Origin of the sequence: Stenotrophomonas sp. YAU14D1_LEIMI4_1 (genome assembly GCF_003086815.1) — a bacterium.
In the GTDB taxonomy this organism is placed as follows: domain Bacteria; phylum Pseudomonadota; class Gammaproteobacteria; order Xanthomonadales; family Xanthomonadaceae; genus Stenotrophomonas.
Map to the genome: position 1 here is coordinate 2,573,778 of NZ_CP025997.1, position 22,600 is coordinate 2,596,377.

General features: G+C 67.7%; 22 protein-coding genes. 12 read left to right on the plus strand and 10 right to left on the minus strand.

Translation table 11 applies throughout. The features are described 5' to 3' along the window. Positions 1-26 precede the first annotated feature (26 nt). Both C1932_RS12090 and C1932_RS12095 read left to right on the plus strand, forming a co-directional pair. Complete coding sequence (locus C1932_RS12090; RefSeq protein ID WP_108753482.1) at positions 27-611, plus strand: NAD(P)H-dependent oxidoreductase; 585 nt, start codon at positions 27-29, stop codon at positions 609-611. 147 nt (positions 612-758) lie between these two features. Then, complete coding sequence (locus C1932_RS12095) at positions 759-1,145, plus strand: ligand-binding protein SH3 (protein WP_108762348.1); 387 nt, start codon at positions 759-761, stop codon at positions 1,143-1,145. A gap of 278 nt (positions 1,146-1,423) precedes the next feature. On the opposite strand, the gene serS is transcribed toward C1932_RS12095, so the two are convergent. Further along, entirely contained in the window at positions 1,424-2,704 is a 1,281-nt protein-coding gene (serS, locus tag C1932_RS12100; protein WP_108762349.1) for a serine--tRNA ligase, read from the minus strand. A 113-nt stretch (positions 2,705-2,817) separates the two neighbouring features. Here serS and C1932_RS12105 point away from each other — a divergent pair, with 113 nt between their 5' ends. Together C1932_RS12105 and C1932_RS12110 are read left to right on the plus strand one after the other, a co-directional pair. Beyond that, a complete protein-coding gene (locus tag C1932_RS12105; protein WP_108763435.1) occupies positions 2,818-3,456 on the plus strand; it encodes an energy transducer TonB in 639 nt (212 codons plus the stop codon). 118 nt (positions 3,457-3,574) lie between these two features. After that, positions 3,575-4,135 (plus strand): energy transducer TonB, encoded by a 561-nt coding sequence (locus C1932_RS12110; RefSeq protein WP_108762350.1) that lies wholly within the window; start codon positions 3,575-3,577, stop codon positions 4,133-4,135. A gap of 163 nt (positions 4,136-4,298) precedes the next feature. Here C1932_RS12110 and aroA read toward each other — a convergent pair whose 3' ends face one another. The 4 genes from aroA to C1932_RS12130 all read right to left on the minus strand — a co-directional run bounded on the left by aroA (position 4,299) and on the right by C1932_RS12130 (position 9,159). Then, complete coding sequence (gene aroA / locus C1932_RS12115) at positions 4,299-5,606, minus strand: 3-phosphoshikimate 1-carboxyvinyltransferase (RefSeq protein WP_108762351.1); 1,308 nt, start codon at positions 5,604-5,606, stop codon at positions 4,299-4,301. A 72-nt stretch (positions 5,607-5,678) separates the two neighbouring features. Next, positions 5,679-6,863 carry a prephenate dehydratase gene (gene pheA / locus C1932_RS12120; protein ID WP_108762352.1) on the minus strand — a complete coding sequence of 395 codons (1,185 nt, stop codon included), beginning with the start codon at positions 6,861-6,863 and terminating at the stop codon, positions 5,679-5,681. Between the two features lie 51 nt (positions 6,864-6,914). Continuing rightward, positions 6,915-8,000: a 3-phosphoserine/phosphohydroxythreonine transaminase gene (gene serC, locus C1932_RS12125; protein WP_108762353.1), complete on the minus strand. Its 1,086-nt coding sequence runs from the start codon at positions 7,998-8,000 to the stop codon at positions 6,915-6,917. 349 nt (positions 8,001-8,349) lie between these two features. Beyond that, complete coding sequence (locus tag C1932_RS12130; protein WP_108762354.1) at positions 8,350-9,159, minus strand: FHA domain-containing protein; 810 nt, start codon at positions 9,157-9,159, stop codon at positions 8,350-8,352. Positions 9,160-9,284: 125 nt separating this feature from the next. On the opposite strand from C1932_RS12130, the gene C1932_RS12135 reads away from it, so the two are divergent. The 3 genes from C1932_RS12135 to C1932_RS12145 all read left to right on the plus strand — a co-directional run bounded on the left by C1932_RS12135 (position 9,285) and on the right by C1932_RS12145 (position 11,397). Further along, on the plus strand, positions 9,285-9,560 hold the full coding sequence (locus tag C1932_RS12135) for a polyhydroxyalkanoic acid system family protein (RefSeq protein WP_108749971.1): 276 nt from the start codon (positions 9,285-9,287) through the stop codon (positions 9,558-9,560). An 80-nt stretch (positions 9,561-9,640) separates the two neighbouring features. Further along, positions 9,641-10,129, plus strand: coding sequence for a phasin family protein (locus tag C1932_RS12140; RefSeq protein WP_108749972.1), 489 nt, complete (start codon positions 9,641-9,643; stop codon positions 10,127-10,129). 236 nt (positions 10,130-10,365) lie between these two features. Continuing rightward, positions 10,366-11,397 (plus strand): restriction endonuclease, encoded by a 1,032-nt coding sequence (locus tag C1932_RS12145; RefSeq protein WP_108762355.1) that lies wholly within the window; start codon positions 10,366-10,368, stop codon positions 11,395-11,397. A gap of 112 nt (positions 11,398-11,509) precedes the next feature. Here C1932_RS12145 and C1932_RS12150 read toward each other — a convergent pair whose 3' ends face one another. From C1932_RS12150 to C1932_RS12165, 4 genes are read right to left on the minus strand one after another with little or no spacing between them, the layout of a single operon-like run. Further along, positions 11,510-11,902 (minus strand): type II toxin-antitoxin system HicB family antitoxin, encoded by a 393-nt coding sequence (locus C1932_RS12150; protein ID WP_108756549.1) that lies wholly within the window; start codon positions 11,900-11,902, stop codon positions 11,510-11,512. 8 nt (positions 11,903-11,910) lie between these two features. Then, entirely contained in the window at positions 11,911-12,177 is a 267-nt protein-coding gene (locus C1932_RS12155; RefSeq protein WP_325051526.1) for a type II toxin-antitoxin system HicA family toxin, read from the minus strand. 17 nt (positions 12,178-12,194) lie between these two features. Beyond that, on the minus strand, positions 12,195-12,923 hold the full coding sequence (gene hutC, locus C1932_RS12160) for a histidine utilization repressor (RefSeq protein ID WP_108762356.1): 729 nt from the start codon (positions 12,921-12,923) through the stop codon (positions 12,195-12,197). A 31-nt stretch (positions 12,924-12,954) separates the two neighbouring features. Next, entirely contained in the window at positions 12,955-14,325 is a 1,371-nt protein-coding gene (locus tag C1932_RS12165; protein ID WP_108762357.1) for a formimidoylglutamate deiminase, read from the minus strand. A 67-nt stretch (positions 14,326-14,392) separates the two neighbouring features. Between C1932_RS12165 and hutI the strand changes: the two genes are divergently transcribed. The 5 genes from hutI (at position 14,393) to C1932_RS12190 (ending at position 21,986) form a co-directional block, all read left to right on the plus strand. Continuing rightward, a complete protein-coding gene (gene hutI, locus C1932_RS12170; protein WP_108763437.1) occupies positions 14,393-15,616 on the plus strand; it encodes an imidazolonepropionase in 1,224 nt (407 codons plus the stop codon). Continuing rightward, positions 15,613-17,154, plus strand: coding sequence for a histidine ammonia-lyase (gene hutH, locus C1932_RS12175; protein ID WP_108762358.1), 1,542 nt, complete (start codon positions 15,613-15,615; stop codon positions 17,152-17,154). The genes hutI and hutH overlap by 4 nt, the downstream gene beginning before the upstream one ends. Next, entirely contained in the window at positions 17,151-18,005 is an 855-nt protein-coding gene (hutG, locus tag C1932_RS12180) for an N-formylglutamate deformylase (protein ID WP_108762359.1), read from the plus strand. Before hutH ends, hutG begins: the two co-directional genes overlap by 4 nt. Continuing rightward, positions 18,002-19,669, plus strand: coding sequence for a urocanate hydratase (gene hutU, locus C1932_RS12185; protein ID WP_108762360.1), 1,668 nt, complete (start codon positions 18,002-18,004; stop codon positions 19,667-19,669). Before hutG ends, hutU begins: the two co-directional genes overlap by 4 nt. Before the next feature lie 208 nt (positions 19,670-19,877). Continuing rightward, positions 19,878-21,986 carry a TonB-dependent receptor gene (locus C1932_RS12190; RefSeq protein WP_108762361.1) on the plus strand — a complete coding sequence of 703 codons (2,109 nt, stop codon included), beginning with the start codon at positions 19,878-19,880 and terminating at the stop codon, positions 21,984-21,986. Positions 21,987-22,058: 72 nt separating this feature from the next. On the opposite strand, the gene C1932_RS12195 is transcribed toward C1932_RS12190, so the two are convergent. Then, on the minus strand, positions 22,059-22,598 hold the full coding sequence (locus tag C1932_RS12195) for a hypothetical protein (RefSeq protein WP_108762362.1): 540 nt from the start codon (positions 22,596-22,598) through the stop codon (positions 22,059-22,061). Positions 22,599-22,600 lie beyond the last annotated feature (2 nt).

Consider the following 22,600-nt stretch of genomic DNA (forward strand, 5'->3'; position numbering starts at 1 on the left):
CTCCTTCCCGAACATAGGTGACTGCCATGAAGCTTCTGCATCTCGACGCCAGCGTGCTTGGCGACAACTCCGTCTCGCGCCAGCTGACTGCGGCGGTGGTCGCCCAGTTCAAGGACCAGATCGACGGCCTGCAGGTCGATTATCGCGATCTGGACGCCAATCCGGTACCCCATCTGCGCAGCGGTTCGCTGGCCGGCGCCGATGCCGCCGAGGCGGCCGATGCTGAACAGGTGATGCAGCAGTTCCTGGCCGCCGACATCCTTGTCATCGGCGCGCCGATGTACAACTTCAGCATTCCGTCGACGCTGAAGGCCTGGATTGACCGCGTGGCCGTGGCCGGCCGCACCTTCAAGTACACCGAGAACGGCCCGGTGGGCCTGGCCGGTGGCAAGCGCGTGATCGTGGTGAGCGCCCGCGGTGGCATCTACACCGATTCGCCGGCCGACTTCCAGGAACCCTTCCTGCGCCAGGTGTTCGCCTTCATGGGCATCGACAATGTGGAATTCGTGCGCGCCGAGGGCATTGCCTATTCGCCCAAGCACCGCGAAGACGCCATTGCCGGCGCGCTGTCGGCCCTGCCGTCGCACGCTGCCGAAGAAGTGGCTGCGTAAGTACAGCGTTCCAGCGATCGGCGCCCTCCCCCCTCCTCGTCGAGGGCGCTGATTGCGGGCCGGGAGCCCCTCCCCCATCCCGGCCCACCCTGACGGCTCCGCATTGCGGGGCCGTTTTTTGTTGCCTGCGGCCGGTAGGCTGGGGGTATGGATTACATCGTGACCACTGCGCACCGCAGCGAATTTCCGCAACCGATCACCCTGCGCCGTGGGCAGGCGCTGGTGGTGGGCGAACGTTATGAAGGCCCTGAGGGTTGGGAAGACTGGTTTCTATGCCAGGCCGAGGGGCAGGAGCCGGGGTTCGTGCCGGCGCCGGTGATCGGGCGCGATGCGCACGGTGGCGCATTTGCCACGCAGGATTACTGCGCGCGGGAGCTGGATGTGGACCCGGGACAGCGATTGCGCGGGCTGCGCACGCTGAATGGATGGGCGTGGTGCGTGCCGGAAGACGGCGAGCCCGGGTGGGTGCCGTTGGAGAAGGTGCGGTGGTGGGGTGATCGCGGGGTTCATCCACGCCCTGCGTGGATGCGGTAGATCCACGCCATGCGTGGATGCGCTGCCATGCAAGCAAGGCACCCACCAAAGCAGGAGCGGCGCCATGCAAGCAAGGCACCTACCAAGGCTGAAGCAGTGCCATGCAAGCAAGGCACCTACCAGAGCAGGAGCGGTGCCATGCAAGCAAGGCACCCACCAAAGCAGGAGCGGCGCCATGCAAGCAAGGCACCTACCAAGGCTGAAGAAGTGCCATGCAAGCAAGGCACCTACCAAAGCAGGAGCAGTGCCATGCAAACATGGCACCCACCCCAGCGGGTTCAGCCGATGGTTTCGATACCGCCCATGTAGGGGCGCAGCACGTCAGGCACAGTGATGGTGCCGTCGGCGTTCTGGTAGTTCTCCATCACCGCGATCATGGCGCGACCCACGGCCACGCCCGAGCCGTTCAGGGTGTGCACCAGCTCCGGCTTGCCGGTGGCCGGGTTGCGCCAGCGGGCCTGCATGCGGCGGGCCTGGAAATCACCGGTGTTCGAGCACGAGCTGATTTCGCGGTAGGTGTTCTGCGATGGCAGCCAGACTTCCAGATCGTAGGTCTTGATGGCCGAGAAGCCCATGTCGCCGGTGCACAGCAGCACCTTGCGATACGGCAGGCCCAGCTTTTCCAGCACCACTTCGGCGCAACGGGTCATGCGCTGGTGCTCGGCGTCGCTGTCTTCCGGGCGGCAGATCGACACCAGTTCCACCTTCTCGAACTGGTGCTGGCGGATCATGCCGCGCACGTCGCGGCCACCGCTGCCAGCTTCGGCGCGGAAGCACATGGAATGGGCGGTCACGCGCAGCGGCAGGCGCTCGGCGTCGACAATCTCGTCGCGCACCAGGTTGGTCAGCGGCACTTCCGAGGTCGGGATCAGGTAGCGCGTGGAATCACCCACGGCGGTCTTGAACAGGTCGTCCTCGAACTTCGGCAGCTGGCCGGTGCCGCGCAGCGAATCGGCGTTGACCAGCAGCGGCACGTTGGTTTCTTCGTAGCCGTGCTCACCGGCGTGCAGGTCCAGCATGAACTGGGCCAGGGCACGGTGCAGGCGGGCCACCTGGCCGCGCAGTACGGTGAAACGCGAGCCGGACAGCTTGGCCGCGGTTTCCGCGTCCAGGCCGGCGTTGCGCGCGCCCAGTTCAACATGGTCCAGCACCGGGAAATCGAAGCTGCGCGGGCTGCCCCAGCGCGCCTGCTCGACGTTGTCGTTCTCGTCGGCACCAGCCGGCACGTCATCGGCCGGCAAATTCGGAATGCCGGCGGCGATGGTGTCGATCTTCTCGCGCAGCTCGTCAAGAGCCACTTCAGAGGCCTTCAGCTCGTCGGCGAACGCGGCCACTTCAGCCATGATGGCCGAGACGTCCTCGCCCTTGGCCTTGGCCTGGCCGATGGCCTTGGAACGGCTGTTGCGCAGGCTCTGCAGCTCCTGGGTACGCACCTGGATACGCTTGCGATCGGCCTCCAGGGACTCCAGGGCAGACACGTCGAGCTCGAAGCCGCGGCTGGTGCGCAGGCGTTCGGCGAGGTCGGCGGGCTGGTGGCGGAGCAGGGCTGGATCAAGCATGGCAGGTGTCGTGGTGGGTAACAGGGACGGGATTATCGCCTGTTATACGGATTTCTGCCGCCCGGTTCATTCCGGGCGTGGCAGAATCGGGGTACTTCACGCTGGTCTGGTCCATGTCTGCACCTCGCTCGTCCTCTGCCAAGTCGTTCACTGTGCACATTCCGCGCAACGCCCTGAAGATCGCCGGCATCGCCTTCGGCGTGGGCATCGCGCTGTTCGTGGTGGTCTGGCTGACCGGCCGCGACAAGGAATTCTTCCGCGCCGACCCGGCCACGGCCACCCCGCAGGAAACGGCACAGATCGAGCCGCTGCCCGAGCCGTTGCCGGCCGCGGCGGGCTCCAGCGACATGCCCGATGCCAAGCCGGCGCCGCTGCCCGAGGACGAGGCGCCGAAGCTGGTGGAAACCGCCCCGCCGCCGCCGGCCGCAGTGGACCCGGCCGCCCCTGCGCCGGGCACGGCCGCGCCGGCTGCAGCCACCTCGCAGCCGATGCCGATTGCCGAGCAGTCGCCCGCGCCCAGCTACCCGCCCGCCGCCCTGCGCCGTGGCGAGGCCGGCAGCGTGGTGGTACGCGTGGACGTGGATGCCACCGGCTACCCGAACAACGTGACGGTGATCCAGCGCAGCGGTTCGCGTGACCTGGACCGTGCGGCCACCGACGCCGTGCGCCGCTGGCGTTTCACCCCGGCGCAGAGCAACGGCCAGGCCGTGCCGGGCAGCATTGAAGTGCCGTTCGACTTCAAGCCGCAGTAACTGAACGGTGCCCGGCAGGCAACCTGAACCCTGCCGGTTGCGTTGACGCAACGCTGACACATTGCCACTGCTGCCCGGTCCAGACTCGGGGCGTCGTTACAGACGCGAGGAGCAAGCAATGACGGCTACTACCCACGAAAACCTTCATTCGCCCCAGCTGCAGCAGGATGTGCCGCACCGGCCGACGTCGCCGTGGCTGTGGATGGCGCTGATCGTGGCAATGTTCGCAGCGGCCTTCGTCTGGCTGCGCTTTGCCAATCAGGAAGACGTGGCGCCGGCCCCGGTGGGCGAGCGCATGCTGCCAGCCACCGATACCCCGGTTGCCACCACGGCGCCAGCGGCCCGCACCGCGGCACCGGCCAACGCCACCCGACGCAGCGCTCCGGCCGTGAACAACCGTGAGGCGCGCCCGCTGGCCAGCAATGCCAAGCCGACCTATCCCGCTGCGGCGCTGCGTAGCGGCGTGCAGGGCAGCGTGGTGGCCAGCCTGAACGTGGATACCCGCGGCAACGTAACCCAGGCCAGCATCGTGTCGCGCAGCGGCGAACGCAGCCGCGACCTGGACCGCGCCGTGATCAATACCGTGCAGGGCTGGAAGTTCCAGCCGGCCATGCATGAGGGGCGCGCCGTGGCCAGTGTGGTGCGCGTGCCGGTGGATTTCCGTACCGAACAGCGTTGATCGCGGACGAGGGGTTCGTGATGTGGCGGAGGCTTCGGCCTCCGCCTTTTTTTGCAGCACACCGCCCTGTAGAGTCGAGCCATGCTCGACTGACGGTGCGCAGCAGTCGAGCATGGCTCGACTCTACAGGTGTGCAACAGTCGAGCGTGGCTCGACTCTACCGTCAGGCCAGATTGAAGCCTGCGCTGCGGGCCAGGCCGTCGAAATCCGGGAACGAAGTGGCGACGTTGGCGATGTCGTTGATGCGCACCTCGCCGCTGCTGATCTGCCCGGCAATGGCAAACGCCATGGCAATGCGGTGGTCACCGTGGCTTTCGATGGTGCCGCTGCCCAGGGTCACGCCGCCGTGGAGGGTGGCGCCGTCTTCGGTTTCGTCCACCTGCATGCCCAGCGCGCGCAGGCCGGTGGCCATGGCCGCCAGGCGGTCCGATTCCTTCACCCGCAGTTCGGCCGCGCCGGTCACCACGGTCTGGCCTTCGGCGGCCGCGGCGGCAACGAATAGCGCCGGGAACTCATCGATCATGTCCGGCACCAGTTCCTCGGGAATGCGCGCGCCCTTCAGCGGGGCATGGCGCACCACCAGGTCGGCCACCGCTTCCCCGCCCTGCTCGGCCGGATTTTCTTCGATGATGTCCGCGCCCATCAGGCGCACCGCGTGCAGCAGACCGGTGCGGCGCGGGTTCAGGCCCACCTGCTTCAGGCGGATGTGCGAACCGGGAATGATGCTGGCGGCGACCAGGAAGAATGCGGCAGAGGAGAAATCAGCCGGCACCACGATGTCAGTGGCACGCAGACGCTGGCCGCCGCGCAGACGGGCCTTGCCCGGCGAGAATTCAATGTCCACACCGAATGCCGACAGCATGCGCTCGGTGTAATCGCGGGTCGGGTGCGGCTCCACCACACTGGTTTCGCCCTGCGCATACAGGCCGGCCAGCAGGACCGCCGACTTGACCTGCGCACTGGCCACCGGCGAGGCGAAATCAATCCCGTGCAGCGCCTGGCCACCGTGCACGTGCAGCGGCGGGGTGCCATCGTCCTGCGTGTCGATCTTCGCGCCCATCTGCGACAGCGGACCGGTCACCCGGCGCATCGGACGGCCCGACAGCGATTCATCGCCCACCAGCGTGCAGTCGAAGGCCTGGCCGGCCAGCAGACCGGCCAGCAGGCGCATACCGGTGCCGGCGTTGCCGCAGTCCAGCGGCGCGCTGGGCGCCCGCAGGCCATCGATGCCGACGCCATGCACGATGCGCTGCGAGGCGCTGGGGGTTTCGATGCGCACGCCCAGCTGGCTGAAGATGCGCGCGGTGGCGCGGGTGTCTTCGCCTTCCAGGAAGCCGTCGATCTGCGAGGTGCCATCGGCCAGCGCGGCGAACATCACCGAGCGGTGCGACACCGACTTGTCGCCGGGAATGGTCAGGCTGCCCTGCAGGGGCTGGCCCTTGCGGGCAATCCAGTGTTGCGCGTTGCTCATCGTTCGATCGTTCCGTAAACGCCGGCGGGCCAGCGGTGCTTCAAGGGGCGCGGCACGTGGCCGCCACAGCAATCAGGGCACTGCCACCGGGTAGGAACCCAGCACCTTGATCTGCGCCGAGTGCGCTTCCAGTTCGGCCAGCGCGGCCTGCATGGGGGCATCGTCGATATGGCCGGCCAGATCGATGAAGAAGCCGTATTCCCACTTGCCGTGGTGCGACGGGCGCGATTCGATGCGGTTCATGCTGATGCCGTGGCGGGCGAACGGGCTGAGCACATCGAACAGCGCGCCGGGCTTGTCATGGATGAACACCAGGACCGAGGTACGGTCGTGGCCGGAAGTCGGGAAGATGTTGCGGCCCACCACCAGGAAACGGGTGGTGTTGTCGGCATCGTTCTGGATCGGCTTGGTCACGACCTTCTTCAGGCCGTACACGTGGCCGGCGCTTTCACCACCGATGGCCGCAGCATCGTCGGCATTGCGTGCACGGCGCGCGCCTTCGGCGTTGCTGGACACTGGGATCTTCTCTGCCTTCGGCAGGTTGGCACGCATCCAGGCCGAGGTCTGCATGAAGGATTGCGGGTGGCCGTAGACGCGCTCGACATCTTCGATGCGCCCGCTGCGTGACATCAGGTACTGATGCACACGCAGTTCCACTTCGCCGCAGATCTTCAGGTTGGAGGTCAGGAACATGTCCAGGGTGATCTGGATGGTGCCCTGCCCCGAATTTTCCACCGGCACCACGCCGAAATCGGCGTTGCCCGCTTCCACTTCCTGGAACACTTCTTCGATGCTGGCCATCGGCAGGCCCAGTGCCGAGCGGCCGAAGTGCTTGAGCACGGCCTGCTGGCTGAAGGTGCCTTCCGGGCCGAGGTAACCGATCTTCAGCGGTTCCTGCTGGGCCAGGCAGGCCGACATGATTTCGCGGAACACGTGCACCAGCAGTTCGTCGCTGAGCGGGCCTTCGTTGCGGTCCACCACCATGCGCAGCACCTGGGCTTCGCGCTCGGGGCGGTAGTAATCGACGGCGGCGGCCAGCTTGCCCTTGGCCTTGCCCACTTGGTGGGCAAACTGCGCGCGTTCGGCGATCAGGCCCTGGATGTCGCGGTCGATCTGGTCGATCTTGGCGCGCACGTCGGCCAGCGCCAGCGGTGCCAGCGTGGGGGCCGCAGTGGCGGTCTTCTTGCCCTTGAGGGCCGCGCTGCCCTTGGCCGTTTCAGCCTTGGCGGGCGCCTTCTTGGCGGGTTTGCTTGCCATTGGAATTCCTTGTTGCAGGGCACGCACCGGGCGGTGCGCGCCGTTCAGTGCTCAACCGTGACGCTGCTGGAAATCGGCCATGAAGGCGACCAGCGCCTCAGCCCCGGCCAGCGGCATGGCGTTGTACAGCGAAGCGCGGATGCCGCCCACCACCTTGTGACCCTTCAACGCCAGCAGCCCGGCGGCCTTGGCCTCGGCCACGAAACGCGCGTCCAGGTCGGTGCTGGGCAGGAAGAACGGGATGTTCATCCGCGAGCGTGCCGAGGGCGCGACTTCATTGCGATAGAAGCCGCCGGAAGCATCGATGGCGCCGTACACCAGCGCGGCCTTGGCGGCATTGCGCTTGGCGAATTCGACCACGCCACCTTCGGCCAGCATCCACTTGAACACCAGGCCGGCCAGATACCAGTTCCAGGTGGGCGGGGTGTTGAGCATGGAATCGCGCGCGACGTGCGAGCGGTAATCGAAGATGTCCGCGCGCGGCTGGCCGGCGCGCTCCAGCAGGTCGCGGCGGATGATCATCACCGCAATGCCGACCGGGCCCAGGTTCTTCTGCGCACCGGCATAGATGATGCCGTAGCGGCGCACATCCAGCGGTTCGCTGGCGATGGACGAGCTGAAATCGGCCACCAGCGGCACAGTGCCGGTATCGGGCACATCACGGAATTCGACGCCGTGGATGGTCTCGTTGGCGGTGATGTGCACGTAGGCGGCATCGGCCGAGAGCTGCCAGCCCGCGCGCGCGGGCAGTTCGCGATAGCCGTTGGCTTCGCTGCTGGCGGCGATGTTCACATCCACATAGGGGCCGGCCTGTTTGACCGCCGTCTTTCCCCAATGGCCACTTACGACATAGTCGGCGCGCTGGCCGGGCTTGGCGAAGTTGAGCGGGATGAGCGCCTGCTGGGTGGTGGCACCCCCGGGCAGGAACAGCACCGCGTAGTCGTCGGGGATATCGAGCAGGCGGCGCAGGTCGGCCTCGGCCTCGGCGGCCACGGACATGAATTCCGGGCCGCGATGGCTCATTTCCACGATCGAGGCGCCGGCACCGTGCCAGTCCAGCATTTCCGCCTGCGCCTGGCGCAGGACCGATTCCGGCAAGGTTGCAGGGCCGGCACTGAAGTTGAACGCGCGCGTCATGTCACACCTGTGGGGCAAGACCCCTAGTATGCCGCAGCGCACCAGCCTTGCGGCCTTGTCGCGCAAGGGAAATTTGGTTGCATTCGTATCCAATCGCCGGCCGGCGCAATGTGCCAACCAAGGTTGGCACCTACCGAAGCGGGGCGTGTCCTGCGCTGGTAGCCGCCGACCTTGGTCGGCGTACGCCGTCAGGCGTCATGCGGCCGGCGGCAATGTGCCAACCAAGGTTGGCACCTACCGAAGCGGTCAGGGCGTCATGCGGCCGGGGGCATCGTGCCAACCAAGGTTGGCACCTACCGAAGCGGGTTGGGTCGGGCGGTAGCGCCGGGCCATGCCCGGCGGGACGGGTTCAGCGCGCGCCGAACCAGAGCAGCAGGCTGAGCACGCCAGCCAGCAGCAGGGCACTGGCCAGCAGCCACGGCCAGCGGCGCACGTGACGCGGCGCCGCCGGGGCCACCGGCGCCTGTTCGCTGTCTGCCGCCTCGTCGTCCGCGCTGGGCGCCGGGCGCCGGCGCGGGTCGTGCGGCACTTCCAGCACGAAGCGATGCTGGCCATCGAACACCAGCTGGTCGCCGGCCTGCAGCCAGCAGTGGCGCACGGCCACGCCGTTCACCCGGCTGCCTTCGGCACTGCCCAGGTCACGCAGCAGTACCCGCTCGCCATGCAGTTCGACCCGAGCGTGCTGGTCGGCGAAGGCCGGCTCGTCAATGGCGATGTCGGCATCGTCACCGCGACCGATCAGCCGCGGCCGTGCCAGGGTGAAACCGCGACCATGGTGCAGGCCGCCCACCCCACGCAGCACGCGCTGTTCGTCGATGCCCGGATCGGCCTGCGCCGTCGGCGCCGGTGCCTGCAGCAGGGTCTCCACCTCGCCCTGCAGGACCATTTCCACGCCGTCCACATACACCGCATCGCCCGCACGCAGCAGGGCCATGCGCCGCACCGGGCGACCATTCACGTGGATGCCACGGATACCGTTGCCGACCTGCAGCCACAGACCGCGATCATCCAGGCAGAACTGCGCCAGCAACAGGGCGCCGTTGCCGGCATCGCCCAGCCGCACGCTGCCATTGGCCTGGCGCACGATGCGCTGCACCCCGGGCCGCAGCGGCTGGTCGGGCTGTTGGTGTTGACTGAAGTGAACAAGCAGGTTCTGCACGCGGCGCAGACTAGCAGGTTGGCCGCCAACGCAGAAGAACCCCGCGTGAGTGCTTGGCGCCGCGCCCGCCGATGCGCACAATGGCCGCCCTCTTCCTACAACCCGGCCCTGCGCCAGGAGCCTGCATGTCCAGCATCGACGTCCGCCACGCCCATTCCCTGCCCGACGCGCAGGCGCGCGAAGCCATCGAACAGGTGGCCGCCAAGCTGTCCGAGCGCTTCGGCCTGAAGTCGAGCTGGGCGGCCGACGTGCTGAACTTCAGCGGCAGCGGCGTGGACGGTGCGATCGAGCTGCAGCCGGGCGCGGTGCGGGTGACCGCCAAGCTCGGCTTCCTGCTGTCGGCCATGAAGGGCATGGTGGAAAGCGAGATCCAGCGCGTGCTGAAGGAAAAGCTGGGCTGAACCCCGGCGCCGGGCCATCACGGCCCAGCAACGCAACGCCGCGCTACTCTCGGGGCAGGCCCAACCTCCCCGGGAGTGCGATGAACACCTACGACAACGACGACCGCCGCGACGACGACGCCAGCTTCGGCGAACAGGCCGGGCGCTTTTCGCGCAAGTTGAGCGATTCGGCACAACAGGTCTGGCTGGCCGGGCTGGGCGCACTGGGCCGGGCACAGGCCGAAGGCAACCGCTTCTTCGATGGCCTGGTGAAGGAAGGCGAAGCGTGGGAAGCCCGCCGTCGCGAACGCAGCGGCGAACAGGGCCCGGGCTGGCGCGACAATGTGGAACAGTCGCTGGATGAGGCCCGCGAAAAGGCATCGGGCACCTGGACGAAGGTGGAGAAGGCCTTCGACGAGCAGGTGCAGGGCGTACTGAAACGCATGCATGTGCCCACCGCGCAGGATGTGGCTGCACTGGAAGCTCGCCTGGATGCACTGCATGCGCGCCTGGCCAAGCTGGAAAACCGTGCCGCATCGGGCACTGATGCCCCCGCCCCCGGCAGCCACCAGGGGCCGGGCGCCGCCTGACCGGTTGATTGTTGCAATGCAATAAAATTTGTCTGACAATCGCGAGAACCCGCCAATCGCTTCGCCTGCCGTTTGTTCCCTCCCCTCACGGCTTCAGGATTGGCGGGTTTTTTCGTGTCTGCACAGCGCTGATCTGCGCGCTGCATCACGCTTCTTGTCGGGAACACCCTGACGCAATCGCCCAGTGTGGCCTTTACACTGTCGGCTTCTGAATTTTTCCTTCCGTTCGCACCTGCATGCTCCCTTGGATTCTGGCCCTGCTGTCGGCCCTGCTCATCTGCACCCTGGCTGTTGTCTATCTGTGGTGGGTGAAGCGGCGGCGAACGGAAATGCGACTGGGCCTGCAGGCCCTGGCCGGCATGCATTGGCGTGAGTTTTCCACGCTGATCAAGCGCATGCTGAGCGAGCAGCGCGGGCTGCGCGAGGCGCATGACGCGGACGAGGATGCGCGCGAGCCGCGCAGCGATTTCGTGCTGACCGACGGCCCCAACACCTGGATGGTCTGGTGCAAGCACGGCCTGGCCTACCGCATTGGTACGGCGGCGGTGAACGAACTGGGCGCGGCTGCGCGGCTTGGCGGGGCCAAGGGTGGCCTGTTGATCACCGAAGGGCGGGTGGAGCGTGATGGGCTGGCCGCCGCCGAGAAGCAGGCGGTGGAAGTGCTGGACGGCCCGCGCCTGTGGCCGCTGCTGCAGCCTTACCTGCCCGGCGATATCGAAAGCCGCGTGCGTGCCAGCGCCCGCCACGAGGCCGTGCGGCGCATCGCCATTTCCGCCCTGGGTGCGGTGACCGTGGGCCTGTTGGTCGGGGTCAGCCTGCAGGGGCTGCACGCCGATGCACCGGTTGCCGTGGCCGAGCCTGCGCCCGCGCCCATGGCGACTGCCAGCCCAGCGGTTGCACCGGCCGCGCCCGTCGCAGCGCCGGCGCCGTCACCAGCGGCGGATGCGCCCCCGGCCAGCGCGCCCGTGGTGCCGACAGCCAAGGCTGGCGACGACAGCCGCAGCAATCCCAACCCCGATGCGGCCACGCTGGAGCGCTACCAGGCCGAACTGGCCCGCGCCCTGGCCGGCCAGAGCGGCATTGCCAGCGGCGTCTGGCTGACCCGGCAGACCCTGGCCATCAACCGCACCGGCGAACTGGAGCAGGTCTGGCCGCGCGTCTGCCAGGAAGTGCTGCGCTACCCTGCCCTGCGCACCGTGCGCGTGCAGCTCAACGCCCGCCCGGGCGTGGACGAGCCGGTGCGCTGGCGGCAGTGCGCCACGTATTGAGGGTGAGGCATCCACGCATGGCGTGGATCTACCTGGCGTTGCGTGGATCAACCTGCGTGGTCTCACCCAGTAGATCCACGCCATGCGTGGATGGTTGCGCCGCCCGCCGCCGTCAAGCCAACGCGGCAAGATGGGCGATGTAACTTGAACGTGTTTCCCCGGCCGCCTTGGCCTGCGCATCCAACCTCGACAGGATCCGACGCGGCAGGCTGATGTTCACCCGCTCGATGGTGTCATCCAGCAGTGCGGGATCGATGCTGATATAGGCAAGAATCCATTGCGTTCCACCTGCCGCGTCGGCGACCAGTTTCTGTGGTGCCGACGGTGTTGGGATCGAGTGCCCGGCATCCAGTGCGGCGTCAATCCAGGCAAGCGCAGCCTCTTCGGCCGAACGTAGTGCGTCATCGAGCGTGTCCGCGGCAGAGAAGCAGCCCGGGAGATCCGGCACCACCACGCCCCAAGCAGTGTGTTCATCACCGGCTTCGATCAAGACTGGATATCGCATGGGAGCCTCTACTTCAGTCCAGCAAGCTTCCGGATTGCCTTGACCAGGCCAATTCCCAGATCTTTCCTGGGATGCGGCACGGTAACGATGTGCGGGCAATGCGGATGCACGAATACATGATGGGAGCCACGGATTCGACAACAGGTCCAACCCGCCTCGCGCAGCTCCCGGATAAGGTCCCCGCTCTTCATGCCGGGGACGATACACATCGTACACACGCCCCGACAGAGTTCAAGGCGACAGATCTGCCGGTTGAAGGAACGCCATCCACGCATGGCGTGGATTGGCCGCCTCAGCGCCCGCCCGGCGCGAAGCGCGCCACCAGGTCCCAGGCATCGCCCAGGAACACCTGCCGCACCCGGGTGATCGGCTGATCGCCGCGCCAGGTCAGGCGCTCGATCACCAGACAGGCGGTGCCCGGCGCCACCTGCAGCAGCTTGGCCGCGGCGGCGTCGGCGCCCCAGGCACTGATGCGGTGCTGGGCGCGGGTCCAGGACACGTTCTGCAGCAGCCAGCTGCCGGGCGCGGTGGTGCTGAAATCCACCTCCAGCACTTCGGGCACGCCCACCGGGCTGATCAGGCGATGTTCCAGCGCCAGCGGCCGGTCATCGGCCAGATGCAGGCAGCGCATCGCCAACAGCGAGCCCGCACCGGCCAGCTCTTCTTCGCCGGCATTGCCCGCGCTGGCCCCACGCAGTTCGCGCTGCAGCAGGCGGTAGGTGTACTGATGGCCGCGCGAGCCGACTTCCATCGCGATATCGGGAATTTCCAGCGCCACCTGTTCCAGGTGCGGCGGCTGCCTGGCCACGAACGAACCGGCGCGGCGCCGACGCTCGATCATGCCGCTCTCGGCCAGCGCGGTCAGCACCTTGTTCACCGTCATCCGCGAGCAGCCGTACTGCTCCATCAGCTCGTGCTCGTATGGAATGCGGAAACCCGGCGCCCACTCTCCACTGAGGATGCGGCTTTCCAGATCGCTGCGGATACGCTGGTTGAGCGTGGCGGACTTGCGGGCCTTCACGGGGGGGGGATCTCGATGAGCAGGGAGGCGATCAGCCCAGCACGCCACGCAACGCGGCGGCAAAGGCAGTGGTGATGGCCTCGCGCTGCAGATGGCGGCCGTCTGCCACGACCTGGCGGCCATGGCGCCAGACCGAACGCAGCGCGCCATTACGTGCAGCGAAGACCCAGCTGTCAAGCCATGCGTCATTCTGTCGCGCCTGCAGGGCCGGGTGCGTGCCGTCCAGCTCCAGCAGATCGGCACTGGCGCCGACCTGCAGGCCAGCGGCCACGCCCAGCGCCTGTGCACCGCCGTGCAGAGCGCCTTCAAACAGGAAACGGCCACTGCTGCGGCGGGCATCCGGGGCCAGCACGTTGCGGCCGCGCAGGCTCAGGCGCTGGCCATACTCCAGCAGGCGCAGCTCTTCGGCCGCGTCGATCAGCACGTTCGAATCGCAGCCGACGCCAAAGCGCCCGCCTTCGCGCGCGAACGCCTGCATCGGGAACAGGCCGTCACCCAGGTTGGCCTCGGTGATCGGGCACAGCCCGGCCACCGCCTGGCTGGCCACCATCGCGGCGCGCTCGTCGTCGGTGATATGGGTGGCATGCACCAGGCACCAGCGCGCGTCCACCGGCGCATGGTTGTACAGCCATTGCACCGGGCGCTGGCCGCTCCAGGCCAGGCAGGCGTCGACTTCGCGCACCTGCTCGGCGATATGGATATGCACCGGGCCGTCGGTCAACGGCAGCAGCGCACTCAATTCTTCGCCGGTGACCGCCCGCAGGCTGTGCGGCGCGATGCCCAGCACCGCATCGGGCAGCGCGGCCAATGCCGGCTTGGCCGCATCCAGCAGTTGCGCGAAACCTTCCACGTCGTGGATCAAGCGGCGCTGCGCCGGATTGGGCGGCGCGCCGCCGAAATCGGCGTGGGCATAGAACACCGGCAGCAGGGTCAGGCCGATGCCGGTCTGCGCCGCAGCGGCGGCAATGCGCGCGCTCATCTCGGCGCGGTTCGCGTACCGCTGGCCATCGGCATCGTGGTGCAGGTAGTGGAATTCGCCCACTCGGGTGAAGCCGCTTTCCAGCATTTCCATGTACGCCTGGGCGGCGATGGCCTGCACCGCATCGGGTCGCAGGTGGGCCAGGAAGCGGTACATCAGCTCGCGCCAGCTCCAGAAGCTGTCGCCGTCGCCGCCGCCGATCTCGGTCAGGCCAGCCATGCCGCGCTGGAAGGCGTGGCTGTGCAGGTTCGGCAGGCCCGGCACGGCGATGCCGATGCGGGTATCGCCTGCTTCGGCAGCCTGCCCCGTACTGATTGCCGTGATGCGACCGTGCTGCACCTGCAGGCGCACATCACGGGCCCAGCCGTCGGCCAGCAAGGCATGGGCAGCGTGGAAAGCGGCAGGGGAACGCGAATCGGACATGGCTGGACAACCCGAAAGGGACGCTTATATTGTATAGACATATAAGCACAGCCGCGTAGTGGATGCCATGCACGTCGACACCCTCTGGTCCAATGTCCACCTGATGACCCTTGATGGCGAGGGCCTGGGAATCATCCGCGACGGCGTGCTGGCCTGCGCCGACGGCCGCATCGTCCACGTCGGCCCGGCCGGCAGCGATGCCCACCTGCGCCCGACCACGCGTTTCGATGGCGAGGGCCGCTGGATCTCGCCCGGGCTGGTCGACTGCCACACGCACCTGGTCTACGCCGGCAACCGCGCCAACGAATTCCAGCAGCGCCTGCAGGGCGTCAGCTATGCCGATATCGCCCGCGCCGGCGGCGGCATCGTCTCTACCGTACGCGCCACCCGTGCGGCCAGCGCGGAGCAGTTGGCCGCGGAAAGCCGCCCGCGCCTGCTGGCGATGCGCGCCGAAGGGGTGACCACGGTCGAGATCAAATCCGGCTATGGCCTGACCCTGGCCGACGAACGCAAGCAGTTGCAGGTCGCGCGCGCGCTGGGCGAGCAATGCCAGGTGAACGTGGCCACCACCTTCCTGGGCGCGCACGCGGTGCCGCCGGGCCGGCAGGCGCAGGAGTACACCGACGAGGTGTGCAACGTGATGATTCCGGCCATCGCCGCCGAAGGCCTGGCCGAAGCGGTGGACGTGTTCTGCGAGAGCATCGCGTTCTCGCCGGCGCAGGCGCGGCAGGTCTTCGAGGCGGCCCGTGCCAGCGGCCTGGCAGTGAAGATCCACGCCGAACAGATGAGCAACCAGCATGGCGCCGAACTGGCCGCCGGCTTCGGCGCGCTGTCGGCCGACCATATCGAACATCTGGATGCGGCCGGCATCGCCGCCATGGCCGCCACCGGCACCGTGGCCGTGCTGTTGCCCGGCGCCTTCTATTTCACCCGCGATACCACCCTGCCCCCGATTGCCGCGCTGCGTGCGGCCGGCGTGCCGCTGGCCCTGGCCACCGACAGCAACCCCGGCACTTCGCCGCTGACCAGTCCGCTGCTGGCGATGAACATGGGCGCCACCCTGTTCCGCCTGACCGTGGACGAATGCATTGCCGGCTTCACCCGTGAAGCGGCACGCGCGCTGGGCCGCAGTGAACGCATCGGCCGCCTGGCCGTGGGCATGGACTGCGACCTCGCGATCTGGGACATCGACGCGCCGGCCGACCTGGTCTATCGCATGGGATTCAACCCGCTGCACGCGCGCGTGGTGCGCGGGCAGCCCGACCTGCCTGCTTCCTGGAGCAATACATGAGCAACACCCTGGTTCTTCGCCCCGGCCATGTCACCCTTGCCCAGTGGCGGCAGGTCTACCGCGGCACGCCGCTTGCTCTGGACCCGGCCGCGCTGCCGGTGGTGCGCGCCAGTGCCGCCGCCGTGGCCGCCATCGTCGCCAAGGGCGCGCCGGTGTATGGCATCAATACCGGCTTCGGCAAGCTGGCCAGCGTGCGCATCGAGCGCGAAGACCTGGCCAACCTGCAGCGGAACATCGTGCTGTCGCATGCCGCTGGCGTGGGCGAACCGATGCCGGCCAGCGTGGTGCGGCTGATGATGGCGCTGAAGCTGGTCAGCCTGGCCCAGGGTGCTTCGGGCGTGCGCGAAGAGACCCTGCTGCTGCTGGAAGCGATGCTGGTGAAGGGCGTGCTGCCGGTAGTGCCGGCACAGGGCTCGGTCGGTGCGTCCGGCGATCTGGCACCGCTCTCGCACCTGGCCAGCGTGATGCTGGGCGTGGGCGAGGCCTTCGTTGGCCAGGAACGTCTGCCGGCCGTGGAAGCCCTGGCACGCGCGGGCCTGCAGCCGGTGGAACTGGGCGCGAAGGAAGGCCTGGCCCTGCTCAACGGCACCCAGTTCTCCACCGCGTACGCGCTGGCCGGGCTGTTCGAGATCGAGACCGTGTTCCAGGCCGCGCTGGTGACCGGCGCACTTTCTGTGGAAGCGGCCAAGGGCTCGGACACGCCGTTCGATCCGCGCATCCACGCCATCCGTGGCCAACGCGGGCAGATCGCCACCGCCGCCACCCTGCGTTCGCTGATGCAGGGTTCGGACATCCGCGAATCGCACCGCGACAACGACGTACGCGTGCAGGACCCGTACTGCCTGCGCTGCCAACCGCAGGTGATGGGCGCGGCACTGGACATCCTGCGCCAGGCGGCGACCACGCTGGAAATCGAAGCCAACGGCGTGTCCGACAATCCGTTGGTATTCACCGATACCGGCGAAGCGCTGTCCGGTGGCAACTTCCACGCCGAACCAGTGGCCTTCGCCGCCGACATGCTGGCCATGGCGGTGTGCGAGATCGGTTCGATCAGCGAGCGCCGCCTGGCCATGCTGGTGGACCCGGCGCTGTCCGGCCTGCCCGCCTTCCTGACCCCGCGCCCCGGTTTGAATTCCGGCTTCATGATTCCGCAGGTGACCGCCGCGGCGCTGGTTTCGGAGAACAAGCAGCGCGCCTACCCGGCCAGTGTCGATTCGATCCCGACCTCGGCCAATCAGGAAGACCACGTATCGATGGCCGCACATGGCGCGCGCCGCCTGATGCAGATGGCCGAGAACGCGGCCAACGTGATCGGCATCGAGCTGCTGGCCGCGGCCCAGGGCTGCGATTTCCACGCGCCCCTGCGCTCCAGCGCCGCACTGGAAAGCGTGCGCGCCACCCTGCGCGCGCAGGTGCCGACGCTGGAAGAAGACCGCTACTTCCACCCGGACATGGTGGCCGCCACCGATCTGGTGCGCAGCGGTGCGCTGGCACAGGGCCTGGGTGACCTGCTGCCCACCGTGGAGCCGCAGGCATGAACACCCGCCCCGACTGGCTGACCGTGCACGAGGGCGATGCGCCGCTGATCGTCAGCTTCCCGCACACCGGCAGCGAACTGCCGCACGAACTGATGGGCGCCTACCACTCGCCGTGGCTGGCGCGGCGCGATGCCGACTGGTGGGTGCACGAGCTGTACGACTTCGCGCGCGGCATGGGCGCGACCACGGTACGTTCGGCGATTTCGCGCTCGGTGATCGACCTCAACCGCGACCCGAGTGGTGTCTCGTTGTACCCGGGCCAGAACACCACCGGCCTGTGCCCGCTGACCACCTTCGACAACCAGCCGCTGTACCACGCGGGTCGCGAACCGGACGAAGCGGAGATCGCGCGCCGCCGCGACACGTATTTCGCGCCCTATCACGATGAATTGACTGCACAGATCGCGCGTCTGCGTGCGCAGCACGGCACGGTGGTGATGTACGACGCGCATTCGATCCGTTCGCACATTCCGCATCTGTTCGATGGCGAACTGCCGCAGTTCAACCTGGGCACCGCCGGTCCGTCCGGCGCACCGGATACGTCCTGCGACAACGCGCTCAGCGATGTGGTGGAAAACCTGCTGAAGATCAGCGGCATGAGCCAGGTGCGCAACGGCCGCTTCAAGGGCGGCTGGATCACCCGGCACTACAGCGACATCCCCGGCGGCGTGCATTCGCTGCAGATGGAACTGGCCTGCCGCGGCTACATGCACGAGCCGCTGCCCGACCAGGTGGACGAGCACAGCTGGCCCACCCCGCTGGACCCCGACCACGCCGCACCGCTGCGCCACACCCTGGCGCAGGTGCTCAATGCCTGCCTTGAATTCGCTACCAACCGGAGCGCCGCATGACCCGCAACGACCCCAGCCGCACCATCATCGCGCCGACCGGTAGCACGCTGAATGCCAAGAGCTGGCTGACCGAAGCGCCGCTGCGCATGCTGATGAACAACCTGCACCCGGACGTGGCCGAGCGCCCGCAGGAACTGGTGGTGTACGGCGGCATCGGCCGCGCCGCGCGCGACTGGGAAAGCTTCGATGCCATCGTGGAAACGCTGAAGCGGCTGGACGATGACCAGACCCTGCTGGTGCAGTCGGGCAAGCCGGTGGGTGTGTTCCGCACCCATGCCGATGCGCCGCGCGTGCTGATCGCCAATTCCAACCTGGTGCCGCGCTGGGCCAACTGGGACCACTTCAACGAACTGGATAAGAAGGGCCTGGCCATGTACGGCCAGATGACCGCCGGCAGCTGGATCTACATCGGCGCGCAGGGCATCGTGCAGGGCACCTACGAAACCTTCGTGGAAATGGGCCGCCAGCATTACAACGGCAACCTGGCCGGCAAGTGGCTGTTCACCGGCGGCCTGGGCGGCATGGGCGGCGCGCAGCCGCTGGCCGCGGTGATGGCCGGTGCCTCGTGCCTGGCGGTGGAATGCCGCAAGAGCAGCATCGACATGCGCCTGCGCACCGGTTACCTGGACACCTGGACCGACAATCTGGACGAGGCGCTGCGCCTGATCGAGGAATCGTGCACGGCCAGGAAGCCGCTGTCGGTGGGCCTGCTGGGCAACGTGGCCGACGTGCTGGACGAACTGCTGATCCGCGGCGTGAAGCCGGACCTGCTGACCGACCAGACCTCGGCCCACGACCCGGTGAACGGCTACCTGCCGCAGGGCTGGACCGTTGAGGAATGGGACCAGAAGCGCGTTTCCGCGCCGAAGGTCGTGGAAAAGGCCGCGCGCGAATCGATGGCCAACCACATCCGCGCCATGCTCGGTTTCCATGCGCTGGGCGTGCCCACCGTGGATTACGGTAACAACCTGCGGCAGATGGCGCTGGAAGAAGGCGTGGAAGATGCCTTCGATTTCCCCGGCTTCGTGCCGGCCTATATCCGCCCGCTGTTCTGCCGCGGCATCGGCCCGTTCCGCTGGGCCGCACTGAGCGGCGATCCGGAAGACATCGCCAAGACCGATGCCAAGGTGAAGGAACTGATTCCCGACAACCCGCACCTGCACCGCTGGCTGGACATGGCCGCCGAGAAGATCAAGTTCCAGGGCCTGCCAGCACGCATCTGCTGGGTCGGCCTGGGCGACCGTGATCGCCTGGGCCTGGCCTTCAACGAGATGGTGGCCAACGGTGAACTGAAGGCGCCGGTAGTGATCGGCCGCGACCATCTGGACAGTGGCAGCGTGGCCTCGCCGAACCGCGAAACCGAAGCAATGGCCGACGGCTCCGATGCAGTGTCCGACTGGCCGCTGCTCAATGCCCTGTTGAACACCGCCAGCGGCGCCACCTGGGTGTCGCTGCACCATGGCGGCGGCGTGGGCATGGGCTTCTCGCAGCATGCCGGCATGGTGATCGTGTGCGACGGGACCGAAGCGGCGGCGAAGCGGATTGGCCGCGTGCTGTGGAACGACCCGGCCACCGGCGTGATGCGCCATGCCGATGCCGGGTATGAGATCGCGGTGGAATGCGCGAAGGAGAAGGGATTGGACCTGCCGGGGATTCTGGGCTGATCGAGCGTCGCCGGGCACGGCCCGGCACTACCGGGATGCTCCTGTAGAGTCGAGCTTGCTCGACTGCTCTTCTCGCCGTCCCGGGAAAGGCCAGTCGAGCAAGCTCGACTCTACAAGAGCGTGGGCGGCCCATACGCTGCCGGTGGGTGACGTGGCGCGCGCGACCTGTTAACTTGCGCGCCACTTTATTGGTTTACAGCCCGTCCGCATGTCGCTTCCGTCTTACCGCCCCACCCCGTCGCTGCTGTTCCTGGCCGTGTCCTTCAGCCTTGCTGCCACGGCCAACGCCGCCCCGCAGGCCACCACGCTTGATGCCGTGCAGGTCACCGCCGCCGATGCCAGCGCGCAGGCACGTGAGGCGCTGAAGCGCGTGCCCGGCGCCAGCAATGTCATCGATGTGGCCAAGGCCGACAGCCGGTTGTCCAGCAGCGCCGATGTACTGGCCTACCAGCCGGGCATCAGTGCGCAGTCGCCGGGCAACGAGGGCACCAAGGTGTCGATCCGCGGCTCAGGCATCAACCGCGGGCCCGGCGCGCATGCCTCGGGCATCGCCGTTTCGCTCGATGGCCTGCCGTTGACCGGCCCGGGCGGCACGCCCTACGAGCTGCTGGAACCGCTGTGGCTGTCGCGGGTGGAGGTACTGCGCGGTGCCAACGGCTTCGAGCGCGGCGCGCTGGCACTGGGCGGCGCGATCGACTACGTCAGCCGCAGCGGCCGTGATTCGGCCGGCGTGCAGCTGCATTACGAAGCCGGCAGCCGTGGCTACCAGAAGCGCGGCATCAGCTGGGGCGCCGTCAGCGGCGATGTCGACTACTTCCTCGCCTATACCGATACCGAGTTCGACGGCTACCAGGACCACGCGCGTGGCGATGGCAAGGGCGCGATGGCCAACATCGGCTGGCAGATCAGCCCGGACCTGCAGACCCGCTTCTTCGTGCGCTACCGCGAGACCAATCACGAAACGCCCGGGCGCCTGACCCGCGCACAGATCCGCAACGACCCACGCGCGGCCAACGCCGCCAACCTGGCCATCGACGCGCGTCGCCCGCAGCCAGGCAGCACCTGGATCGGCAACATGACCACGCTGCAGATCGACGAGGATTCCTCGCTGCAGGCCGGGCTGGTCTATCACAAGTACCCGATGGACTTGAACGAGAGCCTGTACCGCCAGCAGCTGGACTACGCCAATCTGAATGCCACGCTGGACTACCGCCGTCGCCATCTGCTGTTCGGGCTGGACAGCGAAACCACCGTCGGCCTGCGCGTAACCCACGACCTGCAGGCGAACGTGCGCGAGTCGCTGCGCTTTGCCAGCAACGGCTATGCCGCCGGTACCCACACGCGCGATTTCCGCCACCACGGCACCGACAGCACCCTGCACATCGGCAACAGCCTGGCCTTGAACGAGCGCCTGCGCGTGCAGACCGGTCTGGCCCTGATCAACACCCAGCGCGACGTGCAGGTGACCTGGCCCAGCAGCGGCGGCCGCCTGCGCGAGCACGACTGGGACTACGCGCCGCGCCTGGGCTTCACCTGGCAGCACAGCGCGCAGACGCAGTGGTTCGGCAACCTGAGCCGTTCGGTGGAAGCGCCCCATCCGTGGTCGATGATCTGGGGTTCGAACCAGTACTTCGCTGCGGGCAATGGGCCGTCCACTGGCCGCCAGCGCAGCCCGGTGCCGATGCAGAACCAGACCGCCACCACGCTGGAACTGGGTGCGCGCGGTGACGCGGCGCTCGGCCGCTGGGAGCTGACCGGCTACTACGCGCACGTGAACCACGAACTGCTGACGGTGGAACTGCAGCCGGTGCCGAACCTGTTCATCGCGGAAAACAACGCCAGCCCCACCGTGCACCGTGGCATCGAAGCTGGCCTGGACAGCACGCTGTGGCAGGGCGTGCCGGGCCGCCTGTCACTGCGCCAGGCCTATACCTTCAGCGATTTCCGCTACCGCCACGATGCGCGCTTCGGCAGCAACCGCCTGCCTGGCCTGCCGCAACACAGCTACCAGGCCGAACTGCGTTTCTATCACGCATCAGGCCTGTACGCGGCGCTGAACACCGAATATGCCTCGCGCATCGCCGTGGACTACGCCAACAGCTACTGGGCCGACAGCCACGTGATCTTCGGCAGCCGCATCGGTTACGACGCACCGGGTGGCCGCTGGCAGGCCTGGGCCGAAGTGCGCAACATCGGCGACCGCCATTACGCGGCAACGGTCACGCCCGGCTATGACGACGCCGGCAAGGACGTGGCCCGTTCGACACCGGGCGAAGGCCGCGGTGTCTATGCAGGGGTGCGCTTGCGCTTCGACTGAGCACGGCGATTGGCGCCGGGAACGTCCCGGCGCCAACCCTTGCAGAAGCGGTTCAAGACTCGTTGTGGTGGTTCAGGAAATACGCCAGCGCGGCAGTCGCTCGCTGCGCTTCCACAGCGTCGGTGCGGCCCCGATCAGCAGCACCGCCATCAGCCACTTCGGCGATGTGCTGAGCAGTGCAGTGGCCCAACCGGCATCAACGGCTGCAGCGTCTTCCTGCCACGGGTTGTAGCCCAGATACAACACACTGCCCGCGCGCCACAGCAGCACCGCCCCCACGGCCAGCATGAACAACGCCAGGCTGCGGCAGGTCCAGCGCTGCGAGGTCGTACCCCATTCGCGCGACAGCGCGACCAGCACGCTGACCAGAGACACGGCGATCAACACCACCAGGGCGATATCCACCTTGCGCCCTACCCGCTCATAGCCGCACGCGCGGCACTTCGCCTCTTCGCTGGCGGTCGCCGCTTCGCTGGCGGTCGCCGCTTCGGTGGCCGGCACCGCGGCGGGAGGCGACGACTGTGCCAGGCCGGTGAACGGCAGCAGCAGCGCCAGAGCCACCCCCAGCGCGCATCGAAGCCAGATGCTGTTGCTGCGCATTGCGATATCCATTT

Excerpts from the sequence above, each read along its gene's own strand:
- C1932_RS12140 (WP_108749972.1), top strand. The coding sequence starts at position 9,641 with ATGAACACCTACGACAACGACGACCGCCGCGACGACGACGCCAGCTTC.
- C1932_RS12090 (WP_108753482.1), top strand. The coding sequence starts at position 27 with ATGAAGCTTCTGCATCTCGACGCCAGCGTGCTTGGCGACAACTCCGTC.
- serC (WP_108762353.1), bottom strand. The coding sequence starts at position 8,000 with ATGACGCGCGCGTTCAACTTCAGTGCCGGCCCTGCAACCTTGCCGGAA.
- C1932_RS12145 (WP_108762355.1), top strand. The coding sequence starts at position 10,366 with ATGCTCCCTTGGATTCTGGCCCTGCTGTCGGCCCTGCTCATCTGCACC.
- C1932_RS12150 (WP_108756549.1), bottom strand. The coding sequence starts at position 11,902 with ATGCGATATCCAGTCTTGATCGAAGCCGGTGATGAACACACTGCTTGG.
- hutU (WP_108762360.1), top strand. The coding sequence starts at position 18,002 with ATGACCCGCAACGACCCCAGCCGCACCATCATCGCGCCGACCGGTAGC.
- C1932_RS12135 (WP_108749971.1), top strand. The coding sequence starts at position 9,285 with ATGTCCAGCATCGACGTCCGCCACGCCCATTCCCTGCCCGACGCGCAG.
- hutH (WP_108762358.1), top strand. The coding sequence starts at position 15,613 with ATGAGCAACACCCTGGTTCTTCGCCCCGGCCATGTCACCCTTGCCCAG.
- C1932_RS12190 (WP_108762361.1), top strand. The coding sequence starts at position 19,878 with ATGTCGCTTCCGTCTTACCGCCCCACCCCGTCGCTGCTGTTCCTGGCC.
- C1932_RS12165 (WP_108762357.1), bottom strand. The coding sequence starts at position 14,325 with ATGTCCGATTCGCGTTCCCCTGCCGCTTTCCACGCTGCCCATGCCTTG.
- C1932_RS12195 (WP_108762362.1), bottom strand. The coding sequence starts at position 22,598 with ATGGATATCGCAATGCGCAGCAACAGCATCTGGCTTCGATGCGCGCTG.
- serS (WP_108762349.1), bottom strand. The coding sequence starts at position 2,704 with ATGCTTGATCCAGCCCTGCTCCGCCACCAGCCCGCCGACCTCGCCGAA.
- C1932_RS12110 (WP_108762350.1), top strand. The coding sequence starts at position 3,575 with ATGACGGCTACTACCCACGAAAACCTTCATTCGCCCCAGCTGCAGCAG.
- C1932_RS12155 (WP_325051526.1), bottom strand. The coding sequence starts at position 12,177 with ATGCGTGGATGGCGTTCCTTCAACCGGCAGATCTGTCGCCTTGAACTC.
- C1932_RS12095 (WP_108762348.1), top strand. The coding sequence starts at position 759 with ATGGATTACATCGTGACCACTGCGCACCGCAGCGAATTTCCGCAACCG.
- hutG (WP_108762359.1), top strand. The coding sequence starts at position 17,151 with ATGAACACCCGCCCCGACTGGCTGACCGTGCACGAGGGCGATGCGCCG.
- aroA (WP_108762351.1), bottom strand. The coding sequence starts at position 5,606 with ATGAGCAACGCGCAACACTGGATTGCCCGCAAGGGCCAGCCCCTGCAG.
- pheA (WP_108762352.1), bottom strand. The coding sequence starts at position 6,863 with ATGGCAAGCAAACCCGCCAAGAAGGCGCCCGCCAAGGCTGAAACGGCC.
- C1932_RS12105 (WP_108763435.1), top strand. The coding sequence starts at position 2,818 with ATGTCTGCACCTCGCTCGTCCTCTGCCAAGTCGTTCACTGTGCACATT.
- hutI (WP_108763437.1), top strand. The coding sequence starts at position 14,393 with ATGCACGTCGACACCCTCTGGTCCAATGTCCACCTGATGACCCTTGAT.